This is a genomic window from Methanolobus sp. ZRKC2, from assembly GCF_045291185.1.
Lineage (GTDB): Archaea > Halobacteriota > Methanosarcinia > Methanosarcinales > Methanosarcinaceae > Methanolobus.
Genome location: NZ_CP146980.1, coordinates 2,625,719 through 2,647,879 on the forward strand (window position 1 = coordinate 2,625,719; position 22,161 = coordinate 2,647,879).

General features: G+C 43.4%; 24 protein-coding genes. 9 read left to right on the plus strand and 15 right to left on the minus strand.

Going from position 1 to position 22,161, the window contains the following annotated elements; translation table 11 throughout:
- The first annotated feature begins 2 nt into the window (after positions 1-2).
- Genes fpoI through fpoO form a run of 8 tightly spaced genes read left to right on the plus strand, consistent with a single transcriptional unit; the run spans position 3 to position 6,633 of the window.
- Positions 3-446 (plus strand): F420H2 dehydrogenase subunit FpoI, encoded by a 444-nt coding sequence (gene fpoI / locus V7O62_RS12620; protein WP_406656686.1) that lies wholly within the window; start codon positions 3-5, stop codon positions 444-446.
- Positions 431-709 (plus strand): NADH-quinone oxidoreductase subunit J, encoded by a 279-nt coding sequence (locus V7O62_RS12625; protein ID WP_406656687.1) that lies wholly within the window; start codon positions 431-433, stop codon positions 707-709. Before fpoI ends, V7O62_RS12625 begins: the two co-directional genes overlap by 16 nt.
- Positions 699-1,013, plus strand: coding sequence for a F420H2 dehydrogenase subunit FpoJ (gene fpoJ / locus V7O62_RS12630; RefSeq protein WP_406656688.1), 315 nt, complete (start codon positions 699-701; stop codon positions 1,011-1,013). The genes V7O62_RS12625 and fpoJ overlap by 11 nt, the downstream gene beginning before the upstream one ends.
- Entirely contained in the window at positions 1,010-1,312 is a 303-nt protein-coding gene (gene fpoK, locus V7O62_RS12635; protein ID WP_406656689.1) for a F420H2 dehydrogenase subunit FpoK, read from the plus strand. Before fpoJ ends, fpoK begins: the two co-directional genes overlap by 4 nt.
- A gap of 2 nt (positions 1,313-1,314) precedes the next feature.
- The gene (gene fpoL / locus V7O62_RS12640) at positions 1,315-3,327 is read left to right on the plus strand and encodes a F420H2 dehydrogenase subunit FpoL (RefSeq protein ID WP_406656690.1); all 2,013 of its coding nucleotides are present in this window, start codon (positions 1,315-1,317) and stop codon (positions 3,325-3,327) included.
- Complete coding sequence (gene fpoM, locus V7O62_RS12645) at positions 3,327-4,814, plus strand: F(420)H(2) dehydrogenase subunit M (protein WP_406656691.1); 1,488 nt, start codon at positions 3,327-3,329, stop codon at positions 4,812-4,814. Before fpoL ends, fpoM begins: the two co-directional genes overlap by 1 nt.
- 3 nt (positions 4,815-4,817) lie before the next feature.
- Positions 4,818-6,269: a F(420)H(2) dehydrogenase subunit N gene (fpoN, locus tag V7O62_RS12650; RefSeq protein WP_406656692.1), complete on the plus strand. Its 1,452-nt coding sequence runs from the start codon at positions 4,818-4,820 to the stop codon at positions 6,267-6,269.
- A 1-nt stretch (position 6,270) separates the two neighbouring features.
- Positions 6,271-6,633, plus strand: a complete 363-nt coding sequence (gene fpoO, locus V7O62_RS12655) for a F420H2 dehydrogenase subunit FpoO (protein WP_406656693.1) — start codon at positions 6,271-6,273, stop codon at positions 6,631-6,633.
- A 94-nt stretch (positions 6,634-6,727) separates the two neighbouring features.
- Here the strand turns inward: fpoO and V7O62_RS12660 are convergent, their stop codons facing one another.
- Complete coding sequence (locus V7O62_RS12660; RefSeq protein ID WP_406656694.1) at positions 6,728-6,976, minus strand: DUF2795 domain-containing protein; 249 nt, start codon at positions 6,974-6,976, stop codon at positions 6,728-6,730.
- 391 nt (positions 6,977-7,367) lie between these two features.
- On the opposite strand from V7O62_RS12660, the gene V7O62_RS12665 reads away from it, so the two are divergent.
- Positions 7,368-7,922 (plus strand): PRC-barrel domain-containing protein, encoded by a 555-nt coding sequence (locus V7O62_RS12665; RefSeq protein WP_406656695.1) that lies wholly within the window; start codon positions 7,368-7,370, stop codon positions 7,920-7,922.
- A gap of 150 nt (positions 7,923-8,072) precedes the next feature.
- Here V7O62_RS12665 and V7O62_RS12670 read toward each other — a convergent pair whose 3' ends face one another.
- The 14 genes from V7O62_RS12670 to V7O62_RS12735 all read right to left on the minus strand — a co-directional run bounded on the left by V7O62_RS12670 (position 8,073) and on the right by V7O62_RS12735 (position 22,139).
- The gene (locus tag V7O62_RS12670) at positions 8,073-9,362 is read right to left on the minus strand and encodes a GntP family permease (RefSeq protein WP_406656696.1); all 1,290 of its coding nucleotides are present in this window, start codon (positions 9,360-9,362) and stop codon (positions 8,073-8,075) included.
- Between the two features lie 162 nt (positions 9,363-9,524).
- A complete protein-coding gene (locus V7O62_RS12675) occupies positions 9,525-10,814 on the minus strand; it encodes a GntP family permease (protein ID WP_406656697.1) in 1,290 nt (429 codons plus the stop codon).
- A gap of 68 nt (positions 10,815-10,882) precedes the next feature.
- Positions 10,883-11,488: a hypothetical protein gene (locus V7O62_RS12680; RefSeq protein ID WP_406656698.1), complete on the minus strand. Its 606-nt coding sequence runs from the start codon at positions 11,486-11,488 to the stop codon at positions 10,883-10,885.
- A 10-nt stretch (positions 11,489-11,498) separates the two neighbouring features.
- On the minus strand, positions 11,499-12,125 hold the full coding sequence (locus V7O62_RS12685; RefSeq protein ID WP_406656699.1) for a hypothetical protein: 627 nt from the start codon (positions 12,123-12,125) through the stop codon (positions 11,499-11,501).
- 121 nt (positions 12,126-12,246) lie between these two features.
- A complete protein-coding gene (locus V7O62_RS12690) occupies positions 12,247-12,768 on the minus strand; it encodes a hypothetical protein (RefSeq protein WP_406656700.1) in 522 nt (173 codons plus the stop codon).
- 36 nt (positions 12,769-12,804) lie between these two features.
- Complete coding sequence (locus tag V7O62_RS12695; RefSeq protein WP_406656701.1) at positions 12,805-13,428, minus strand: chemotaxis protein CheC; 624 nt, start codon at positions 13,426-13,428, stop codon at positions 12,805-12,807.
- Positions 13,429-13,457: 29 nt separating this feature from the next.
- A complete protein-coding gene (locus V7O62_RS12700; RefSeq protein WP_406656702.1) occupies positions 13,458-14,681 on the minus strand; it encodes a DUF3795 domain-containing protein in 1,224 nt (407 codons plus the stop codon).
- A gap of 56 nt (positions 14,682-14,737) precedes the next feature.
- Positions 14,738-15,196 carry a chemotaxis protein CheD gene (locus V7O62_RS12705; RefSeq protein WP_406656703.1) on the minus strand — a complete coding sequence of 153 codons (459 nt, stop codon included), beginning with the start codon at positions 15,194-15,196 and terminating at the stop codon, positions 14,738-14,740.
- Positions 15,197-15,216: 20 nt separating this feature from the next.
- Positions 15,217-15,828 carry a chemotaxis protein CheC gene (locus V7O62_RS12710; RefSeq protein WP_406656704.1) on the minus strand — a complete coding sequence of 204 codons (612 nt, stop codon included), beginning with the start codon at positions 15,826-15,828 and terminating at the stop codon, positions 15,217-15,219.
- Between the two features lie 15 nt (positions 15,829-15,843).
- Positions 15,844-16,452 carry a chemotaxis protein CheC gene (locus V7O62_RS12715; RefSeq protein ID WP_406656705.1) on the minus strand — a complete coding sequence of 203 codons (609 nt, stop codon included), beginning with the start codon at positions 16,450-16,452 and terminating at the stop codon, positions 15,844-15,846.
- 54 nt (positions 16,453-16,506) lie between these two features.
- Positions 16,507-17,343, minus strand: a complete 837-nt coding sequence (locus V7O62_RS12720) for a CheR family methyltransferase (protein ID WP_406656706.1) — start codon at positions 17,341-17,343, stop codon at positions 16,507-16,509.
- Between the two features lie 3 nt (positions 17,344-17,346).
- A complete protein-coding gene (locus V7O62_RS12725) occupies positions 17,347-19,470 on the minus strand; it encodes a cell division FtsA domain-containing protein (protein WP_406656707.1) in 2,124 nt (707 codons plus the stop codon).
- Positions 19,471-19,475: 5 nt separating this feature from the next.
- Entirely contained in the window at positions 19,476-20,090 is a 615-nt protein-coding gene (locus V7O62_RS12730) for a chemotaxis protein CheC (RefSeq protein WP_406656708.1), read from the minus strand.
- A gap of 18 nt (positions 20,091-20,108) precedes the next feature.
- Entirely contained in the window at positions 20,109-22,139 is a 2,031-nt protein-coding gene (locus V7O62_RS12735) for a chemotaxis protein CheW (RefSeq protein ID WP_406656709.1), read from the minus strand.
- Between the last annotated feature and the right edge of the window lie 22 nt (positions 22,140-22,161).

Genomic DNA, 22,161 nt, shown 5'->3' on the forward strand with positions numbered 1-22,161 from the left:
AGATGGTTATCAAAAATGTAATTAAAGCCGTTAAGAACATTTATTTCGGCCCTCCTGTTACGAGAATGTGTCCGGAAGTTCCTACAAAGCTTTCAGACAGGTTCAGGGGCTTACAGAAACTTGATAAAAGTAAATGCATAGGTTGTGGAATATGTGCCAACACATGTCCCAACAATGCTATCAAGATAGTCAGGGCACGCATAGGTCCTGACAGTAACAAGCAGAGGTGGTTCCCTGCAATAGATGTCGGCCACTGTCTTTTCTGTGGTCTTTGTATCGACCAGTGTCCTAAAGAGGCATTGTCAAGCACAAAGGTGTATCTGACAGGTGTCATTCGCTGGAACCACAAGGACCTTCTCTTTACGCCTGATATGCTGGCGAGAGAAGTTGACATTAATGCTGAAGAAGAAGCAGGAGAGGAGGTGAGCAGATGGACACCTCAATAGGCACAATAATCGAATTAATCATTTTTGCGATTCTGGCACTCGTATCGATAGTGTTCTCACTCTTTGTAGTGACCTCTAAAGATGTAGTAAGGGCGGCAATCGCGCTGGTAGTTGCAATGTTTGTTATTGCAGCTTTCTATATACTGCTCAATGCACAGTTCCTTGGTGTTGTCCAGGTACTGGTATATGTCGGTGCAATAGGAGTACTGATCCTGTTCGCAGTTATGCTTACAAAGAAGGAGTTTGGTTCAGATGTTGAATGACGAGGTTTCAATTTCATTTACCCCGATGAAAGTTCTAACATCGGTATACAACTTCTTCAGGCCACGTATAATGGGAATGATAGTAGCATTCCTGTTCCTGGCTGTTGTCCTGGTATCAGTGTTCTTTTCAAGCTGGCCATCTGTTGACCAACTCCCACAGAACCTTGCCGACCAGAGTAACATAGAGGGAATCGGAGTACTGATATTCACTGATTTCGTGGTACCCTTCGAGATTCTTTCGATCGTACTGTTGTCCTCACTGATGGGTGCTATTTACATGGCAAAAGGAGATGGTAAGCAATGATTCCGGTTGAACTATACATAGGACTTGCTGTTATCATCTTCTCCATAGGTCTCTATGGGTTCATGACTCAACGCAGTGGTATCCGCATGCTGATGAGTGTCGAGCTTATGCTTAATGCTGCAAATCTCAATCTTGTTGCATTCTCAAGCTACAATGCAGACCTTACCGGTCAGGTATTTGCTATGTATTCCATAGCATTGGCAGCATGTGAGGCTGCAATCGGATTTGCGATACTCATGGCAATCTTCAGGATGAAGGACACTATCAATCTTGACGCGTTTAACGTATTGAGGTGGTAAAAATGGCAGTTGAAGATTTAGCATTCTTAATACCACTATTACCCGCACTTGCCTTTGTGCTGACCTTCTTCCTCGGGAAGAAACTGCCTACCGGCGGTGCGATAATTCCTATAGCAGCGATCGCGACATCTTGTGTGATATCCCTGCTCATAACAATAAACCTGCTTCAGAATCCTGAAGAAGTTATTAATCAGTCTTACAGCTGGTTTGCGATGTTTAATATCGGTATTCTTATCGATCCGCTTGCAGCTGTAATGCTCTCAATGGTGACATTTGTCAGTCTGCTTATCCACATATATTCGACAGGCTACATGTCACATGACAAAGCACCTTCCAGATACTTTGCAGAGACTGCATTGTTTACAGCTTCAATGCTGGGTCTGATTCTTTCAGACAACATACTGCAGCTCTTTATCTGCTGGGAACTTGTAGGTGTATGTTCATACCTGCTTATCGGTTTCTGGTACCAGAAGCCTTCCGCTGCCAGTGCGGCAAAGAAGGCGTTCCTGACAACCAGGGTCGGTGACGTGATGTTCCTTGCAGGTATTGTCATACTCTTCGCAGATCTCTTCAAGATCTACGGTGGCACAGTTCCCGATGGTGTCTACGTACTCAGGTTCGATGAGATATTCGCTCAAATTCCGGAAATTGCAGCAATGCATGTAAACATCCTCGGAATGGAAGTGAGTCACATTACTATCATAACACTGCTCTTCTTCGGTGGTGCGGTAGGTAAATCAGGTCAGTTCCCGCTTCATGTGTGGCTTCCTGATGCAATGGAAGGTCCTACGACCGTTTCAGCTCTCATCCACGCAGCAACAATGGTTACAGCCGGTGTCTATCTGGTTGCAAGGACGTTCCCGATGTTCATAGCAGCACCAAGCTCCCTGCTGGTAGTTGCATACCTCGGTGCTTTCACAGCGATTTTCGCAGCGACCATGGGTATAGTAATGAATGACTTGAAGCGTGTACTTGCATACTCCACTATCAGCCAGCTCGGTTACATGATGCTCGGTCTTGGTGTCGGAGCTGCGATAGGCGCAGAAGCAGTCGGTATTTCACTCTTCCACCTGATCAACCACGCATTCTTCAAGGCTCTTCTTTTCCTGTGTGCCGGTAGCGTTATCCATGCAGTAGGTACTCATGATATGAGGCAGCTCGGAGGTGTGGCCAAGGTCATGCCGATAACGGCAGCAACAATGATCATTGCAGCATTTTCACTTGCAGGGTTCGGTATACCTGGTACAATCATTGGTTTCAGTGGTTTCTTCAGTAAGGATCCTATTATCGAGAGTGCATACCTCTTTGCTGAGGGAAGTGGAATGTGGTTGCCATACCTGTTCTCTATCGTTGCAGCATTGCTGACTTCCCTGTACATATTCAGGCTGGTCTTCATGACATTCTTCGGCAAGCCACGTACGGATTACGGAGGACATGAGTCACCTATATCAATGACTATCCCGCTCTCAATCCTTGCATTGTTCGCATTGTTCTTTGGTGGTCTTACCAGAACTACCTTCTACGAATTCGTCAGTGAGACCTTTGTTAACGACTTCGTGCATATGGACATCCCGGCACTTGCAGAGATGGGAGGATATCACCTCTCCCACGGAGCGCACCATGAGCCACTGCTCATTCTCTGGATGCCAGTGATAGTTGCAGTCGCAGGTCTTGTGGTTGCTTACCTGATATACGGAATGAAGATAGTTAACATGGATAACCTTGTTTCAAGGAATAATCCGATATACAAGCTTCTTTACAACAGATACTACCAGAATGCGATCTACACGGATTTCTTCTCTGTAAAGGTCATCTATGAAGGCCTTGCATGTGCAGGCCGTGCGATAGATACCGGATTTGACTGGACTGTTAACTGGATAAGCGACTTCACACTCGAGGCAGGAGATTCACTGCGTCAGTTCCAGACTGGAGTGATACAGACCTATGCAACCTATGTGGTGGCAGGAGTAGGTCTGCTGATAGTCCTTATCAAAGTGATTCTGGAGGTACTCTGATGTTGCCGATATTATCTTTGATCGTGCTGATACCTCTGATATTCGCAGCACTTACTTTACTTACAAAAACAAAAGAACAGGCAAGAGCAATAGCCCTTGTAACCACAGTTGCAGTACTGATACTTACACTGTATATGTACTTCAACTTCGACAGTACGACAGCAAATACCCAATTTGAAGAATTGTACCAGTGGGTACCATCCCTCGGTATAAACTATCATCTTGGTGTTGACGGAATCGGAATGCCATTGATACTTCTCAATGCAATCGTACTTCCATTCCTGATACTCTTCACATGGAACGACGACAGGAAGTCACCAAACAAGTTCTATGCACTCATTCTGGCAACAGAGGGTGCGGTCATTGGTGTATTTGCAGCACTGGACTTCTTCCTGTTCTACATATTCTGGGAACTGACCCTCATACCGCTCTTCTTTATGGTGAGCATCTGGGGTGGACCCAACAAACACCACGCAGCAATCAAATTCTTCATCTACACCCACGTAGCATCTCTTGTAATGCTGCTCGGAATCTTCGGACTGTACTTCGCAGCCTGGGACATGACAGGAACACCAACCCTGGATATTCCAACTCTGCTGTCCCAGTTCCAGTTCATTGAATCCGGTACGTTGAAGGATCTCATCTTCCTTGCATTGCTGTTCGGTTTTATCGTGAAGATCCCTGTATTCCCATTCCATTCATGGCAACCCGATGCGTATACCGAGGCACCTACCGCAGGCAGTGTGCTCTTTGTAATGCTCAAGATCGGTGGATACGGTATCTTCAAGATAATGCTCCCACTGCTCCCATTCACAGCATCAACTAATCTGATGATAACTATAATGGCAGCACTTGGTGCAATCAGTATAATATACGGTGCATTCCTTGCGCTCGCACAGAGAGACCTCAAGAGAATGATTGCTTATTCCAGTGTAAGTCACATGGGATACGTACTTCTTGGTGCAGCTGGCCTGGTTTCACTTTCTATATCAGGAGCGATGTTCCAGCAGTTCTCACACGGTTTGATCATGAGTGTTATGTTTATGGCCAGCGGTGTCATTAACACGGTTGCAGGTACAAGGATAATCAATGACCTTGGAGGGCTTGCACAGAAGATGCCAAAACTGGCAGTCATCATGGTGTTGACCTTCATGGCATCCCTTGGTCTGCCAGGTCTCAGCGGTTTTGTTGCAGAGGTATCTGTCCTTGCAGGCTCCTTTGTGAACCTGCCGGCTTATGTGATAATCGCATTGCTTGCAATCGTGATAACCGCAGCATACCACTTGTGGGCTCTGCAGAGGGCAATGTTCGGTGTATTCAATGAAAAACTCGGTACAATTGTTGATATCAATGGTTATCAGACATTGTCAATGGGAATCATTGCAATACTCATACTGTACTTCGGACTTAATCCAAGCCCGGTGCTAGATATGATGTTGACAAATTCAGAACAGATAACCAGCCTCATGGCTGCTATGGGGGTGTAATTCATGGATCTGATGTTACTGGCTCCTGAACTTACACTTGCTATAACAGGCCTGGCTGTATTGCTTATAGGCCTCTTCCTGCCAGTTGGTGCAAAGAAGATGCTTGGATACCTTGCAAGTCTGGGTATCCTTATTGCGCTGGTACTGACAGTTACCAGCCTCGGAACCGAAGCGACAATGTTCAATGACACGATATCCATCGATGCATTGTCCCAGTTCTTCAAGATAGTCTTCCTTGTGGTTGCACTGCTTTTTGCGATTGCATCCATCAAGTATACAGAAGGCAACAATCATACAGAAGAATTCTTCTCCCTGGCAATTTTCGCTACCATCGGTATGATGTTCGTAGCATCTGCAAATGACATCATGGTCCTCTTCGTCGCATTTGAGCTTGCAAGTCTTGCAACCTATGCACTTGCCGGATTCGAGAAGACCAACCAGAAGTCGCTTGAAGCTTCAATGAAGTACTTTATGATCGGTTCCCTTTCGGCAGCCCTTCTGCTCTTTGGTATAAGCTTCATCTACGGAATGACCGGTACAACCAGCATTCCCGCAATTGCAGCAGCTGCAGGAGACCTTGTAACAAACCCGATCGGACTTGTTGCAGTAATTCTTCTGCTAGCAGGATTTGGTTTCAAGATTGCTCTTGTGCCATTCCATATGTGGGCACCTGATACATACCAGGGTTCACCATCAGTGGTCTCATCCCTGCTCGCTGCAGGTTCCAAGAAAATGGGTATTGTTGCTGCATTCAAGGTATTTATCGTTGCCCTGATCGCATTGCAGGCTGAATGGCAGATAGCCTTCGCTATTCTTGCAGTCGTGACAATGACCTACGGTAATGTGGTTGCACTGTCCCAGACCAGTGTTAAGAGGATGCTTGCATATTCATCCCTTGCACAGGCAGGTTATATCTCAATGGCATTTGTGGTGCTCACACCTATGGCACTTGGTGGTGGCATACTCTACGCACTATCGCATGGCTTCATGAAGGCAGGAGCTTTCATAGCAACCGCGGCGGTAGTGTATATGGTACTGTCCGAAAACAAGGATGCTGAGGACCCAGACCATCTGGACAACTTCAGGGGTCTTGGAAGGAGGATGCCAATCACAGCACTCTCCATGACTATCTTTGTGTTTGCATTGGCCGGTATACCTCTCACAGCAGGTTACATGAGCAAGTTCGTACTGTTCTCATCAACCATACAGTCAGGATTTGTATGGCTTGCTGTTATCGCAATACTTAACAGTGCACTGTCACTATACTATTACGCAAAGATTGTGAAATACATGTACTTCCTGCCAACAGATGCCGACAAGGTATCAGAGCCTCTTCCATACACAATCGCTCTTGTAATAGCTGTGATTGGTGTTCTTGTGATTGGTTTCTGGTCCGAGCCGTTTGTCTACTGGGCAATGGAAGCAGCAAAAGTATTGATCCCCGGAGGTATGTAATATGGCAGATTGCAATCTGTGTGGAGTCGCTATACCCACAGTTGTTCCGGTGCAGGTCTTCAAGCCAAAGTATGCTCACTCCTATCCTCATGGAATGTGGCAGGGACTTTGTGAAGGATGCCTGAATGCTGCAAAGAAAGCACGCGCTGAAAAGGCAGAATCATCTTCACTCGGAGTCACCGGTAAATGCGACCTGTGTGGCGGTATGGAACCTCTCTATCCCGTAACAATAAGCAGGCCATCATTTTCCAAAGGTGCGGAGGAGGACACGGTTCGGCTTTGCGGCAGATGCCTTGATTCAATCGAAACAGCTTCTGAGCATTGGGAAAAGGAAAAAGCTGAAAGCGAGCACGAACATCATTGAAATTGATTGGTATTAACCAATCAACCTTTTTTTCTTTTTTAATCCAACAAGGTCACAAACTCACTTTCTGAAGATATATCTCCATTTTTAAAAACTACTGTTTTTTCCAGCTTTCAATGTCCTTGTCTATTTTCTCATAGTCTTCTTTTATCCTTTCACTTTCAAGAAAAACTTGTCTGATATCTGCCGAACTTTTGTATTCTTTGTCAGGAATGTCCAGAAGATCTGAGATTATATTCTCTGAAGCATGATGTTTCTTAGCATAGCTCAGAATATCTTTTTTCATTTTTGGATAATCCATGCCTTCCAGAGCTTCCTGGACAGCGGTTGCATTGCTTCGCATATTTTCACTCCCTCCCTTTTAGGAATCACTCATAACTATCTGAGCAGTAGTATAAGTAAGTACTTGAATTAAATCTACATATGAAAGTAATAGATATTCTTGAAGATGCCGAAATTTTTTGATAGAATAAATGTTTGCGACCATAACACGATCAATGTGTTTAGTGTTATTATTCTATTAACCCAAGTATTAAAAAATGAAATGAGGATGTCATCTCTGTATTTTGGATTACCTGCATCATTACATATTTTCACGTGAGATTGGAATTGATGATTTGATAATTGCATCCAATCAAAATTTCTACAGGGCTCTAAGTTCGTAATGCTTAAATAAATGTAAACCTCATATCTATCAGGGGAAGACAAATGTGTCGCCTCATATTGAACATTAAGTGGGAGTGATAACAGTGGATGTTCCGGATATAATGTCTGCCAGCTCTTTGAAGGGAGACAAGATAGTAAACGAAAAGGGTGAAGACCTTGGAAGCATAAGTGATGTCGTACTCGACATAACTAATGATTCCATTGCTTATGTCGTGATATCTTTTGGCGGTTTCGTGGGTGTTGCGAACAAACTGTTCGGTGTTCCTATTGAAGCACTGAAGAAAAAACCAGGTGAGGATGTATTTGTCCTTAATGTTGATAAAGAGAGATTAAAAGCAGCTCCTGGTTTTGATAAGGACAAATGGCCGGGTATTTCCGGCGAGGCTCAAATGGATTATGCAGCATGTGTGTATGGCTATTACGGCTATGAGTGTCCCTATGAGGGCACTGAGGTACTTGGGGAAAGCAAGAGAACCTGGGATACATCACTTGAAGAGGCCGGTGGTAAGACCCTGGAGGACCTCGGTGGTATCAAGGAAGAAGGTAGAAGCATTGAGGACCTTGGTGGCATCAAGGAAGAAGGCAGGACACTCAAGTCCCCTAAAGGAAAATCAGAAAAATAAATATTTAGATACATATTTTTTATACAATTATTTTGAGGTCGATCGGATATTCCGAACGACTCCTGTTTTACTTGATAATGGGACAAGCCATTAACAAGCATTCAAGTTTCTTTTTTATTTGGAAAAGTTGCTCCTTCCTCTCTGTTTCAATCAGTAAAAGACAAAGTATATCATTCCAGTGACAAGCAAGCTGACAATTCCCATAACTGCGCCTCCCACTGTGTATGTTTTCAATACTTCAGGGGTTTCCATCTCTGCAAAATCAGCCAGAATCCAGAAATAAGGATCGTTGAAGTGTGATATCAGGAAGGTCCCGGATGCCATGGAAAAAAGTACTATTTCCACAGGCAGTCCCAGTTCCGGCATAATGGGTATAACCAGTGCAGAAGCAATGAATAATGTTACCATCCTTGAACCCTGTACCGTTTGCACAGCTGCAGCAATAAGAAAAGGTATTAAAAGGGCGGGCATACTTGATTCAAGCAGGGCGTTTCCGAGTGCTTCTCCAACTCCTGCCATTGCAAGTGTGGCTCCCAGTGCTCCTCCTCCACAAATGTCAAGTAGGACCAGTCCACTTCTTCGTATTCCTTTCTCTACCCATGCCCTGATATCGGCTGATGGAAAATTCCTTGTTGGGAGAGCCATTGCAAGTACAGCACCTGAAAAAAGGGCTATGCTTTCATGGCCGATGAGTTCCACCAACGGAATATTCGTAAGAAGGCGAAAAAGTATCAATATGATTGGAACCATGATTGGTATGTAACTCGCAGTCCGGTATGTGAGTATCTTTGTCTCACTTTCCTGCTTTACCATATTCTCGCAACAATCATCATGAGGACTGAAATGATAATACCTGCTGGCATACAGGTAACCTACTAAAAATACTATGGTTGCAATGGTGGCTCCTATGAGCAGAACTCTTGGTACTGTAGTTTCCGTTCCCATTTCGTTGACAAAGGCGTAGATACCAGGTGAAGGATATAACAGGCTAAAAGATGCCATAGTTGCCAGTGCGAGAGCAACTTCAGTAAGCCCTTTTGGAAAACCGTGCTTATCACTAAGGTCTTTAGCGACTGGAAGGAAGATTATGAATGCCAGTATCAGGCACATCATCGGAACGGCAAAAACAAATCCAAGCAAACCTATTGCCAGTATAGGTCTCTTGAACAGTTTTGTGATATCCTCAGCTATAAGTGCGGTTGCACCGGTTTTGTGAAGTATCACTCCTATGATACTTCCAGAAGTAACTACTATTGCATATTGTGAGAATATGCTGCTCATACCTGCGGTTATTGTGTCTAAAGTGGCATCGATTTCACCCGCAAGGAACCCCACCAAAACTGACCCTGCTATCAAACTGATAAATGGATGAACCCTCAGCCGCGCCGTGAGCACCAACACAAAACACAGTGCTATAAGGAAAATGAGTAGAGGACTCATTAGCAATAAATTGGCTTTTGCTCTTATAAACTTAACTGAATTGATTTCGATGTTAAAAAATAAAGTAAGTTATTTTCGAAGTCAAGCGACCGACTATTTTCTTTTGCTTAATCCAGTAAAGAGTTTCAGGCTTTTTAGCTTCCTGACAAACCTGTCCATGTGTCAATAAAATACAAGATAAATCAAACCTGTGAGTGCAAGACTGCTGATCCCCATTATAATACCTCCTGCAGTATAGGTCCTCAGTATTTCAGTTGTTTCCATTTCCGCAAGGTCTCCGAAAATCCAGAAAAAAGGATCATTGAAGTGAGATATTAGTAACGTTCCTGAAGCCATTGAAAAGAGTACGATTTCCGCAGGTAGTCCAAGCTCCGGTAAGACCGGTATGATAAGCGAAGGTGCAACAAGCATTGTTACTACCCTTGAACCCTGTACTGTCTGGATAGCTGCTGTAACAAGGAAAGGGATTAGTAATGCCGGCATACTTGTGCTAATTAACAGATCTCCCAGGGCTTCTCCTGCTCCGGTAAGGGCAAGAGTCGCACCAAGTGCACCTCCTCCGCACATATCAAGTAGTACGATTCCACTTCTCCGTATTCCTTTTTCAATCCATGCTCTTACTTCTGAAAAATCAAAAGTCCTTACAGTGAGCAGTATCGCAAGTATAACTCCTATCAGAAGTGCAACGTCAGGATCGCCTATTAAATCAAATAATGGAATTGCTGTGAAAACATCCAGGAGAATAAGTATTATTGGGATAACAAGGGGAGAATAGGAAGCAACTCTGCCAGGTAATACTTTTTCCTGCTCTTCTTTGTTTAGATCAACCTCTTCACTTGAGTAACTAGTGTTTTCTCCGAAATCGCAGAATTTAACAGCATACCAGTATCCTATTAAAGAAACTATAATTGCAATAGCAAGTCCCGTTACAATCACTTCAGGTCTCAGGATATCCAGTTCGATCATAGCGGGATGAACAACTGGTGAAGGATATACCAGGTTAAAGGATGCCAATGTTCCCAGTCCCAATGCAGTAGCACTAACTGCTCTCGATATTCCCAGCCTGGCACTTAGGTCCTTGGCAACAGGAATGAAAATCACATATGCAAGGATGCAGCACATCAACGGCACTGCAAATACGAACCCGAGAATATTGAGTGCTAGCAGAGGTCTTTTTGATATCTTGATGATATCATCTGCAATCAATGTGGTTCCACCTGTTCTGTGGAGTATCAGACCTATTATACTACCTGCGGTGATCACAATTGCAAATTGCCCGAATACACGTCCCATTCCCTGCGATATAGCTACAAGTGTTCTTTCCAGGTCACCAATAAGGAGTCCGACAAATACGGAAACTAGTATTAAACTCAGAAATGGATGGATTCTCAACCGTGCAGTAAGGATGAGAATCAATACAAGAGCAACAGAAAAAATAATAAGGGGGTCCATTACGAAGAATAAAACCTTAGGTATTATAATCCTTGCCCAAGTTACTTTTTAACTATAGGCAAATGGTTTTAATCTTCAACATACAGGAGGTAAAGACAACTGTTTTCACGCATTTCCATAAAACCCTGAGTTTCGGAAATGCCTGCCTTTTCCAGAAGAACCTTCTTCCATGATTCTGGAGGGAGTGCAATTTCGCCCGTATATGCTTTTGCACCTATCTGCGCGTACTGAAGAGGTTTTCCCCCGACTGTTATTCTCTTTGCAACCTCTTTCCTGTAAGTCTGGTGCATCATGCATGCACTGTGGGCGGCTGAAGGCTGTATGGTATGATTGAAATGGTCTGTGGCTTCAATGTGTACGGGATTGAAATTGCCTATCCTTTTTATGTATTCCCTGATAGCCTTTGAGAACGGACATATTTTAGTTACGAATCCGCACTTACTAATCTGTTCAATTCTCTCAAAGGAGGAAAATACGGATTCTCCGCTGCCAACTGCACTTGCAAAATCGTCCCATGTCTCATATTCTTCCTCTGGAACGGATTTAGCAAGGGACTGGGCCTGTCCAACCATATAATTGGTAAAGCCTTCTACTCCCTGTTTGTCAGAAATATCCTCGAAGAAGAGGAATACAGAAACGTCAACAAAAGGATTTGATTCGATGTTTTCTGCCATATTATCACCATTATTCGATTATTTCCTCACCTGCACTTTTGCCTTTCACGATCAAAGCAAAAACACAAGATGCACTACGAAGTATGCTTTTTATATGACGTTCGTCCACGTTTATTCTTGAAAGGTTTTCAGGCACCATCTTCACGTCCCCTGTCATTCCTTTATTAGCAAGCTGGAGACATTCGAGTGCCTGTTTTGCAACAGTAATATTGTTAGCTGCAACTTCCCTGAACTTCTGGTGTGTGATGCAGTAATTAGAGACTGCAGAGTCCCTGATACGATTATTGTAACTGTCGGCAACATCGGTGTCTGAATCCGGAATCGGACCTATCCTGGAAATGTATCTTCTCATAGTAGGGGCCATAGGACAGGTTTTAAGTGCATAGACATAACCAATAACATCTCCGTCCTTGTCTATAATTGCCAGGTCTGTCAATACGTTCACTTCACCTTCAACGGTGAGTGAGGTTCTACCTTCTTTCATTGCTACGTTAAAGGCAGGCCAGCCAACATAAGCTTCCTTTCCCATCCTTTCCGCATAGCTTTCACCAACACGGAGCCAGTATTCTACAACACCCTCCGTTCCTGCTTTGCTGACCATATCGTCAACAAGTGAATATATTGCGATGTCCATCATTGTTACGGGTCTCCTTTATTCATCTCGCACCTTTGCGCCTTAAATACTTTATTTATATATTAATTGCACTGATAGTTTTTATTCTTTACCATTGAATTCAATTGTTTATATTAAAATGAGCTTATTTTTTATGCCATTGCAGTTCCGGATTCTCAGGATACAATTCCGATGTTGTCAGATTGTCTTCTATTATCAGTTCGTCAGCTTCCTCAGCAGAGCTCACTTCGACCTCAAAGTCATCCTCTCCGGCAACATTATACATTAGCATAAGTTGTCCGTTCTGTAATTGTAACAAGCGAACATGGTCATCCTCAAAGGAGTCTATACCCATCTCGTATCCTCGCTGGCTTTTTGCAGTCCATCTGCAAATTTCCGTCGTCATTTCTGTAGCTTTGCATTCAACGGAGGCAGCTTCATTCAAGGTTCCAATATCCTCATGGACCGGATCATCAAAAGCAAGTTCCTCCTGGATGGTTTTCAGGCTATACTGCCTGTTATTGCCACCGGGAGATTTTATTACTGATTTCATTTCATACTCATCATCCAGTCTCGCCAGTGAATGCAACATCTTCACAAATGAAGAATCTTGTGTACTTTCTTCGGATGCTTGTTTCTCAAGATGTTGAATCCATATATTTTTCATTTTAAGTCAACCATTTAATTGAATATCAATAGTTTTTCAAGCTAACATTTTCCTTATGGAGTCACGGAGCTTTTCTGTGGAAGCAGGTTCCAGAAGCAGGAACATATCTCCGTATACCGTGTTAAGTCCTGTAGAGTCTCCGGCATTGTGTACCATAAACATAGTTTCAATGTTCAGCAGTCCCCCGGCCTTAGTACCGATTCGTGTGATCGCTGTTTCAAATATTTCCTGTATAGGTCCGATGGTAACGATTGGCTGGGATTGGTATATTCCAAGGTCAAGGAAGGAAGACATGGCATTCATGTAAGACCCGGTAAAGATATTGCCAAGTTCGGAAAGTGCGGATTCGTTCATAGTAGGGTCACCTGTGATGCCACTGCTGTCAAGCATCAGGTTGCTCAAGAGAACCGAGTTGTTGAACTCGAACAAAAGCACCGCTGCGCCCCTTATCTCGCCTCCTATATTTACAATGACACCTGTCATAGTGATGGAATCAGGAATCGAGCTGACAGTATTTTGTAAATTGAACATCCTGGCATCCGAGAGATTAAGCTGAACATTTCTCTCCACCAGTTTAGAGAGTGCTGTAGTAGCATTCCCCATCCCGATGCTTCCGATCTCCTTCAGGGCGTCTATCTCCAGGCTATTTAGGCTTTCCATTTTTCCTACCTTGGTATACTTTTTTTGATCTATGCTTTCCCGGTTTCTTCAGCTTCTTCCATGTAGAACTTCTCTCCGGCGAAGAAACGAATATACTCTTCTTTTCCACCTTTCACAATACGTATCCGGCTACTGGCCATCTCTGCAAGGTTAAGGAAAAGACCTTCAAATCTTGAAACTGTTCTTTCTTCATGGGCTGTAGTATTCATGAGCCCTATCAGTATCAGTTCATTTGAATCGAATTTTTCAGCCATGCCGGACACAAACTCATATGTCTTTTCTTCTCCTTCGGAGACTATGAGCTGGGTGACCGGTTCGAATATAACGGCACATCCAGTCGGCAATTTGGATGTGAGGTCGAAGAACTTATCAAGTTCATTGACAGGTAATTTTATTATTCCATTTTCTTCACTGAGACTTTTTGCAGTTCCGGATATCTCAATGAATTTCATGGCTCCGACATCAATGAGATCGCCCAGCTTTTCCTTGTAAAGGGATGTACGTGGCTGGGTAGATACAAGGACGGTATTCACCATTTCTCCATAAAGCCTCAGGCAAATTTCAATTACTGCATCCTCATATCTTGCATGGGGAGTGTATTCCAGAAGTGTTGATCGTTTGAACATGTTGGCTGTATGTTCAAATTCGGTAAGGGTTCCTGGTTCACTATTCAAAGGACACTGAACTATCTCACAGTTGTAGGTCTCGCAGTCTTCGTTGCTGTCACAGTCAATACAGGATGTCATCCCTTTTTCAACAACACATTCATAAATCGGACAATCGGCATCTGTATCCTTGTTCTTTGAGATGCAGCCCTTGCATTCTTCACTGGAGTATTTTTCGCATACTGAACAGTTCTTTCCACAGGCAGATTTTAAGATCTGGCTTTTCTGGAAGACCATGCCTTCAAGAAGAAAATCTGCCAGTTTTTCCCGGGGAATTGTCCTGAATGCATTAAACATAATAAATCCTGCAGCAGCAAAGATTGTAGTATATACTGCACCCCAGAATCCCATGAATATAAGAATGGTTTCTGTTATTAGGGGGTCAGAATTACTGACGGCCAGTGACGAGAAAATGGATGTTGTAATAAGGAATACGGCAGTAAGTGCCAGGAGCAGCCATGCGATTGATCCTTTCTGGGTCTCAAGATGGACTCTCACCCAGAAGTATATAGCTGCTATTCCGGTTGAAAGTGAAACCGAAATGAATAATATGTATATGTAGATCAGTGTAGTGTCCGAAGTTAACATCTTGCTGCCACCTTAGCCTTTTTGATTTTTTTCCTGTTCAAATCGAAATATCTGAATTAATATGTTTTTTCACCCTTGAGTGCACTTTTCACTGTAAGATCGCCATTTTCCGTATCAAGTACAATTGTACGTCCATAGTTCTCACCAGTGTCTTCTGCAATTATCGGTATCCTTAATTTTTTCAGGATTTCCTTTGTTGCAATGACATTGCGTTCTCCTATGTTCAGTTGTGCATTCGAACTGAAGGAAAACATTCTTGCCCCACCTGCTATTTTTGCCTTGATAGCACTTTTACTGGCACCTTCCGACAGCATGCAATCCAGGAGATGGGGTATTCCTGTGTCGGCAAACTTGGCAACGTTATCCTTTGACCTTGCGTTCTCAACACTGGGAAGCATAATGTGTACCATGCCACCAATACAGGTTCCTCTGTCATACATAGCAATGCCTACGCATGAACCCAGGCCCAGGGTTGTGATTTTTACAGGTTTTTTTGCTACTGCGCTGTCTGCCATTCCAACTATCATCATACTATTCAGGTACGCATCGTGTCTATTCTGTCAAGTATAGTTTTCATTGAAGCTGAGTCCATAAGCATGTACATATCACCACTCAGACTCTGGTACCGGTCTTCAGATTCTATCTCGAAAAGGGTAGTTAGTCCCATGACATGCTCTATTTTACCATTGAAATGCTTACTGCATTTTTTCAGCAATTCATCAGGACTTCCTTCTGAAATTATCGGAATCGAAGGAATTATTGACAGGTCCAGGAATTTGGAAAGAGCATTGTAATATGTCCCTGCAAGGATATTCGCGACTTCGACCACGACTGACCTTCGCATATACTCATCGTCATCATGATCACGTTGCTCAAGCATCATTTCTGAAAGAGATTCTGAGTGATTCTGATTCAGCATGAGCAGGAAACCGCCATTGAGGTCTCCTACTACTTTTACAATAGCTCCAAGCTTTTTGTACTCGGAATCTTTGGAGATATCATTCAAACCAAGTAATGTGAATGCAGATCCACTGACATTGACTGATTTTCCAACAAGCTGGGAAAGAGCCGTAGTAGCATTTCCCATTCCGATATTGCCTACTTCGTTCAGTGCATCATAATAAAATTTGTCAAGTACTATGTTCATTTGGAAACCTCCTCTTCAGACCATTTCTGCAATTTTGTTCAGTATCTTATTCATTGATACAGGATCGAATAAAGTGAGTAAAATACCCTCCATCCTGTTTCCTTCCAGTGTAAAGAATGTGTCAAAAAGAAGCGTGCTTTCCACATTCCTGCTCATCTCGATAAGCATGTGATCCATGATTGCACCCAGCATATCAAACGTCTGCATGGGTGGTGATATCTTGAGGTCCAGTCCAAGGAACTCGGATAGGGAGCTCACGTAAGAACCTGCAAGGATATGTCCGACCTCTTCTATCAGTGATTGGTTCATTTCGGTTAATATATCGATATTTTCTTCACCACTGATGGTACTGCATATGGCCTCAGCTGTTTCCTTCGAAAGCAGCATCATGATGTAGCCGTTTACGTCTCCTTCAACATGCATTATCACTCCTGAAGCTACAGTATCGGCACCTCCTGCGATTTCGGGAATCTTTTCTATCTTTTCGATCTTGAGCTCAGGGACCTCTATCTTAATTTCTTTTCCAACCATTTTAGAAAGCGATGTAACAGCATTGCCAACGCCAATATTGACAATTTCCTTTAATGCACTGGCTTGCATTTCATCAAGTTCTTCCATCCGCATTTTATTCCCTCATTTCTAAATCAGAAGTCTTTCCAGGTGACTGGAGATTCCGTGTCATTTGGCGTATATTCTCTCCTTCGCATTGAAAGATTTGAAAAGGTCTTTTGATGGTCCGATTAAGGTTTCAGTCTTACCCATTACAAAGAACCCGTTCTCATTCAGACCATTGTAGAAGTTCATGTAGAGCTTCTCTTGTAATTCCTTTTCAAAATAGATCGTAACATTCCTGCAAAAGATGATATCAAATCCACCCATCTTCGGCCCTGATATCATATCGTGGGACTTAAAATGTGTCATTTTTTTCAGTTCATCTTTGACATGATACTGCTTTCCTTCCTTGACAAAATACTTGTCTATGAAAGCAGGCCTTACATCCTTCATTTCAGTCTCGTTGTAGACTCCTTGCTGGGCATGCTGGAGGCTGGCTTTATCAATATCAGTACCTGTTATGGTGATATTGTATCTCTTGATGCTATTTCCCAGAATATGGTGGAATAACATTGCAATGGAATAAGCTTCGACACCTATCGAGCAGCCTGCACTCCATATTTTAATGGATTTATTCAGGCCGGTGCTCTTTGACTTTATAACAGCCGGGAACACTTCCTCCTCGATAATATCATAGACCTCTGAATTCCTGAAAAAATTTGTAACATTAACTGTCAGGGTTTCCAGAAGAACATCGTACTCGTTGGGATCATTCTTCAGAACCTGGACATAATCTCCGAAATTACTTGAGCCGGTTGCTCTTAGTCTGACATCGATCCTTCTTCTGAAGTGGGAGTCTTTGTAGTATTCACAGTTGAAACCAAGCTTAGTTTTTATTATACTCTTGAGCAATGCAAAATCTGCATCCTCCTTTGCTGTTTTTCTTTCTGCAGTTTTAAGCATTATTCAAACCTCCAGGAATTCTATCGTTACTTTGTCTCCATCTTTCAGTGGTGTGGTAAAACGAGATTGACAATTATTTACAAACAGGCTAATGCTTTTGCCGACAAGCTCCTCTCGCCTGATATCCATAAATTCGAAAAGATCTGAAAGTATCGGATTTGTTTCGCTCCCTTCCTCCAGAATTATATTATCTCCGTCGAAGATTCTTTCAGAAGGCAGTACTTTCTTTCCGTTGACCCTAATGAAACTGTCAGTTCCTTCAAAGGTCACTTTCTCATTGTTCAGCATTACACTGATATTTTTTCCGGCCTGCGGCGGGTCTATTATATCGGCATACGTCCATTTTATGTCTTTTTTGCTTATCTGTAAAACATCTTCGTCTTTGATAATTGTGTCAGAGAAATCTTTGGGATCGACAGGAATTCCGTTAAGTTTGACAACGTATTCTTTTTTATTGAGAACCCTGGCTTTCTTGTTCAAAGTTATCTGTAATTTCTCATCAGGATCACTATCTGTCCAGGCATGCAATACTTCTTTCAGTGTTGCAGGTGTGATAGTGACTTCCGCTCTGTCAGGTATTGCATCGTTTAATGCGGTTCTCTTTCCGTTCACCTGGATAAAAGGTGCCTGTCTTACCTGCTTGCTATTAATTGTGATATCAACGTCAATTGGTATTCCTGCCCGGGCAGCCAGTTGCTGTGCTGTTATACTGGCATCCTTTCCGTCAACCGGGGGATTGAATTCAATCTTCGAACCACTGGAAATTACATCACCAAGACTTGCTTTCTTTCCGTCAACCATAATGCTGGCATGCTTGCCCGAATCTCCTTCTATGGTCATGAATCCGGAATTGACCTTCAATGTAAGTGCAAGACCCGGACGGGGATACATTTTTTTCACATGGGTAGCTACCAACGCATCCATTACGGAAAGACCATTGAGGTCCATCAGGTGTACATTGTTGTCATTCACTGAAACTTCAACAAAGTCAATTCCACTATTTCGAATGGCTGTAAGGGCAATACCCAGCGGGGTTATCATTTCTGCGCCATTAACCTTCCCGGTGCTGTCTTTCAGTTCTTCTATCATCCCGGGAAGTCGTGAACCTATGCGCTGCACTGGTATACCAAGATGGTCAGAAAGCCGCTCCCTGAGTGTAGCTGTCTGGGATCCGCCACCTACAAGCACAACTGCTCTGGGTACTTTCCCGTTAATTGAAACTATCTCTTCGGAAATGTGGAAGGCCAGTTTGTCAACCTCTTCCGCAATAACAGAAATGACTTCTGATGTCTGTATCTCTGTAGTCACTCCAAAGATGTCCTGTATCTCTATCTTGTCTTCTGTCAGGAGCTGTTGCTTGATTTCTTCTCCTTTTTTAAAGTCAAGAAGATAATGATCACAAATAAAATCAGTTATTTCGTCACCTGCTTCCGGAACCATGCCATAGCCTACAACAGTTCCGTCACTTGTGACTGCAATATCAGATGTTCCCGCACCGATGTCAACCAGTGCAAGGTTGATTTTGCGTGTATCCCTGGGGATTGCGATATTCAGCGCTGCGATGGGTTCCAGGGTTACATTTTCCGCTTCAAGGCCGCATCTGTCGAGCACTGCAAACATACTGTTCACCACTGTTTCCGGCAGGAACGTCGCAAGTAGTTCTATTGATATAGAGCTACCTGTGTGTCCCTCCAAACTGGAGATCTTCTGTCCCTCAAGTTCATATCCCACAATCGAATATCCTACACAGTTGAATCTCTCATCACAGTCCAGTTCACTTCCGGCCCTGGCAACTGCTTCAAATTCAAGTTCGGAAATGTCCTTTTCAGTGATTTCCCTGTAGGGCAGGTCGATGGATACTTTTACTTTAGATGTTCTCAGGGCCCGGCCGGCAACTGCGACAGAGACCCCGGTAAGTTCATAATTTACTTGTTTTTCGAGTTCGTTCTTTACTTTTCTGACAACCTCTGCGACCCTGTCTACATCATGGATCTGCCCGTCATACATACTACGTTCGTTATGCTCAAGTATGCATGCTGCTTTTATTTCCAGAGGCTCTTCTTCTCCTACAATGAGCCCCACGACAGTCCTGGTTCCTATGTCCAGGGCAAAGTGGGTGGCACTCACTCATATCATCCCATCATCTTTTTCATCACAGCAGCCATGATTACATCACTGGCTTCCGGCTCAAACAACATATTGAACTCGTTTCTGGAATTTGTGGAAGGAATAAAACATTCCCCTTTGACAACTATGAAATCATCGGCAAGTTCTCCTATTTCCTGCTGTATGAAATCAGCCACCCCTTCCATATTCACTTCCATTGTCGGCTCACCTACTTTCAGGTTCAGGCCCAGGAATTCGTTGACTACGCGCATGTAGGAACTGCAAAGGCGCACTCCCATCTCCCGTAGCTTACGTACCTGCATCTCTTCTATTTTTGTTGTAGTTCCGATAGGTTTCTTCATGAGAAGATCGGAAAACGAAAGTGCTGAGAATTTCGGTAATAAGATCAATGTCCCTCCGGTTACATCACCTGACAGTTGAAGGTGAATTCCTACTACACTTTTTTGTTTTCCATCGGATGCATTGGTGATTATATCCTCCAGTGAGAGCATTTCCACACTGGGAATGTCTATCTTTACCTCTCTGCTAACCATTTTTGAGAGAGAGGTCGCCAGATGACCCATTCCAATATTCCCTGCTTCCTGGAATGCTCCTTTTGCCATTTCGTCCATTTCAGCCATTTTTTACCCTCATTGTGATTATATCAATGTTGCAATGTCAAGGATAAGCGCAACGTTTCCATCTCCCAGGATGGTAGCGCCTGCGAATCCTTTAGTATCTTTCAAAAGTTTATTATCAAGTGTTTTTATTATTACTTCCTGTTGTCCGAGAAGCTGGTCTACTACGAATCCAATATTTGTTCCCATTCTCTCAACGACGACAACTATTAGATTCTCTTTTTCCTCTATCTCGTCCGGTGAGTCAAGAATATCGTGGAGCCTTAACAGAGGCAGTACTTCTCCACGCAGCATGATGACTTCTTTTCCTTCGATGGTTTTGATGTCTTTTGCTTTGATACCCACGTCCCTTACGACATTGGCAAGGGGGATCGCATAGGTTTCATCCATAACCGTAACCATCAGTGACTGGATAATCGCGACTGTAAGTGGAAGTTGTAATTTGATGGAACTTCCCTGCCCAGGTACTGAACTGACCTTGACACTTCCTCCCAGGGCTTCAATCTTGGTTTTGACGGCATCCATACCGACTCCCCTGCCGGAGACATCAGTAATTACCTGTGCACCGCTGAATCCCGGATAGAATATCAGGTTAAGAGCTTCAGCATCGGATAACTTGTCCACCTCTTCACGGCTTAATATGCCCTTGTTTACAGCAACATCCCTGAGATTTGCCGGGTCCATGCCTTTTCCGTCATCCTCTACTTCTATAAGGACACTGTTTCTTTGTCTTGATGCAGAAAGTCCGACAAATCCTGCTTCAGGTTTTCCGAGTTTGATACGTTCCTCTGTGGGTTCAATTCCATGGTCCACAGCGTTACGCAAGAGATGAACCAGTGGATCTCCTATTTCGTCAAGAACCGTTCTGTCAAGTTCGATTTCTTTACCTTCTATAACAAGGTTGATTTGCTTACCTTCCGATTTTGCAAGGTCCCTTACCATCCGTGGGAACCTGCTGAATACCTGGTCGATGGGTACCATCCTGGCTTCCATGACCTCGGTCTGTATCTCATTGGTAAGGCGGTCAAGGTTAGCAAGTGATTCATCCAGATGTTTTGCGTTAAGATCAGAAGCAAGCTGGTTGAGCCTTATCTTGTTGATTATAAGCTCTCCCACAAGGTTCATCAGATTGTCCAGGCGTTCAATGTTCACTCTGACACTCTGGATGCTCTTTACGGTATCAGACCGTTTGACAGCAGAACTACTTTGCTCTGATTGGCTACTGTTTTCCTTTTCCTCTAATGATTGTTCGCTATCTTCAGTGTTGCAGGTGTACAGAGATGTTATCTCTATGCTCTTCACTTCTGCAACCTTCCCTATCATTTCTGCAACATTTTCGTTGCTCTCTTTTGAGGAATAGATTACAGTGAAATCCCTGTCGAATTTCTCATCTTCAAGATCGGTTTCACTGGGCATGCATTTGATGATCTGTCCGATCTTTGAGATATTAATTAGAACAAGCGTTGATCTTGCGGATTTTAATACACATGATTCGTCAAGTGTGACCTTCAGAGAAGAAACGTTGGAACCATCTTGTTTTGCATTTTCGATGGAAGCACTTTCATCAGCAGAAAAATCAATTTCAGGTACTGCTATCTCCTCTATCGGAGACAGCCCCGGTTCATCAATGGTTGTCAGGTCGTTTACTACCTCAGTAATATTCTCCGCAGCACAAATTGTACCTTCCATAGCCTGTGTAAGGGTGGCCTGAAGATGAGATATATTGACCTCTTCCTCGCTGTCAACACTTTCCACAAGTGCTTCAAGGGTGTCAAGACACTCAAAGAGTATGTCAATTAGTGAGTCGTTAACAGCGACCTGGCATTTGCGGACCATGTCCATAAGGTTTTCCATTTCATGGGTCAACTCGGCTATCGTGCCAAATCCCATTGTTGCCGACATACCTTTCAATGTATGTGCGGAACGGAACATAGTATTGATAAATTCCATTTCCTTGGGATTCTGTTCAAGTCCGAGCAGTGATTCATTCAACTGCTGCAGGTGTTCTTCGGACTCCGCTTTAAATATATCTTTATACTCTGACATATCCATGTAAAATCATGCCCCTATTACT

Coding starts and splice junctions, on each gene's coding strand:
- fpoI (WP_406656686.1), top strand. CDS start 3: ATGGTTATCAAAAATGTAATTAAAGCCGTTAAGAACATTTATTTCGGC.
- V7O62_RS12625 (WP_406656687.1), top strand. CDS start 431: ATGGACACCTCAATAGGCACAATAATCGAATTAATCATTTTTGCGATT.
- fpoJ (WP_406656688.1), top strand. CDS start 699: ATGTTGAATGACGAGGTTTCAATTTCATTTACCCCGATGAAAGTTCTA.
- fpoK (WP_406656689.1), top strand. CDS start 1,010: ATGATTCCGGTTGAACTATACATAGGACTTGCTGTTATCATCTTCTCC.
- fpoL (WP_406656690.1), top strand. CDS start 1,315: ATGGCAGTTGAAGATTTAGCATTCTTAATACCACTATTACCCGCACTT.
- fpoM (WP_406656691.1), top strand. CDS start 3,327: ATGTTGCCGATATTATCTTTGATCGTGCTGATACCTCTGATATTCGCA.
- fpoN (WP_406656692.1), top strand. CDS start 4,818: ATGGATCTGATGTTACTGGCTCCTGAACTTACACTTGCTATAACAGGC.
- fpoO (WP_406656693.1), top strand. CDS start 6,271: ATGGCAGATTGCAATCTGTGTGGAGTCGCTATACCCACAGTTGTTCCG.
- V7O62_RS12660 (WP_406656694.1), bottom strand. CDS start 6,976: ATGCGAAGCAATGCAACCGCTGTCCAGGAAGCTCTGGAAGGCATGGAT.
- V7O62_RS12670 (WP_406656696.1), bottom strand. CDS start 9,362: ATGAGTCCTCTACTCATTTTCCTTATAGCACTGTGTTTTGTGTTGGTG.
- V7O62_RS12675 (WP_406656697.1), bottom strand. CDS start 10,814: ATGGACCCCCTTATTATTTTTTCTGTTGCTCTTGTATTGATTCTCATC.
- V7O62_RS12680 (WP_406656698.1), bottom strand. CDS start 11,488: ATGGCAGAAAACATCGAATCAAATCCTTTTGTTGACGTTTCTGTATTC.
- V7O62_RS12685 (WP_406656699.1), bottom strand. CDS start 12,125: ATGATGGACATCGCAATATATTCACTTGTTGACGATATGGTCAGCAAA.
- V7O62_RS12690 (WP_406656700.1), bottom strand. CDS start 12,768: ATGAAAAATATATGGATTCAACATCTTGAGAAACAAGCATCCGAAGAA.
- V7O62_RS12695 (WP_406656701.1), bottom strand. CDS start 13,428: ATGGAAAGCCTAAATAGCCTGGAGATAGACGCCCTGAAGGAGATCGGA.
- V7O62_RS12700 (WP_406656702.1), bottom strand. CDS start 14,681: ATGTTAACTTCGGACACTACACTGATCTACATATACATATTATTCATT.
- V7O62_RS12705 (WP_406656703.1), bottom strand. CDS start 15,196: ATGGCAGACAGCGCAGTAGCAAAAAAACCTGTAAAAATCACAACCCTG.
- V7O62_RS12710 (WP_406656704.1), bottom strand. CDS start 15,828: ATGAACATAGTACTTGACAAATTTTATTATGATGCACTGAACGAAGTA.
- V7O62_RS12715 (WP_406656705.1), bottom strand. CDS start 16,452: ATGCGGATGGAAGAACTTGATGAAATGCAAGCCAGTGCATTAAAGGAA.
- V7O62_RS12720 (WP_406656706.1), bottom strand. CDS start 17,343: ATGCTTAAAACTGCAGAAAGAAAAACAGCAAAGGAGGATGCAGATTTT.
- V7O62_RS12730 (WP_406656708.1), bottom strand. CDS start 20,090: ATGGCTGAAATGGACGAAATGGCAAAAGGAGCATTCCAGGAAGCAGGG.
- V7O62_RS12735 (WP_406656709.1), bottom strand. CDS start 22,139: ATGGATATGTCAGAGTATAAAGATATATTTAAAGCGGAGTCCGAAGAA.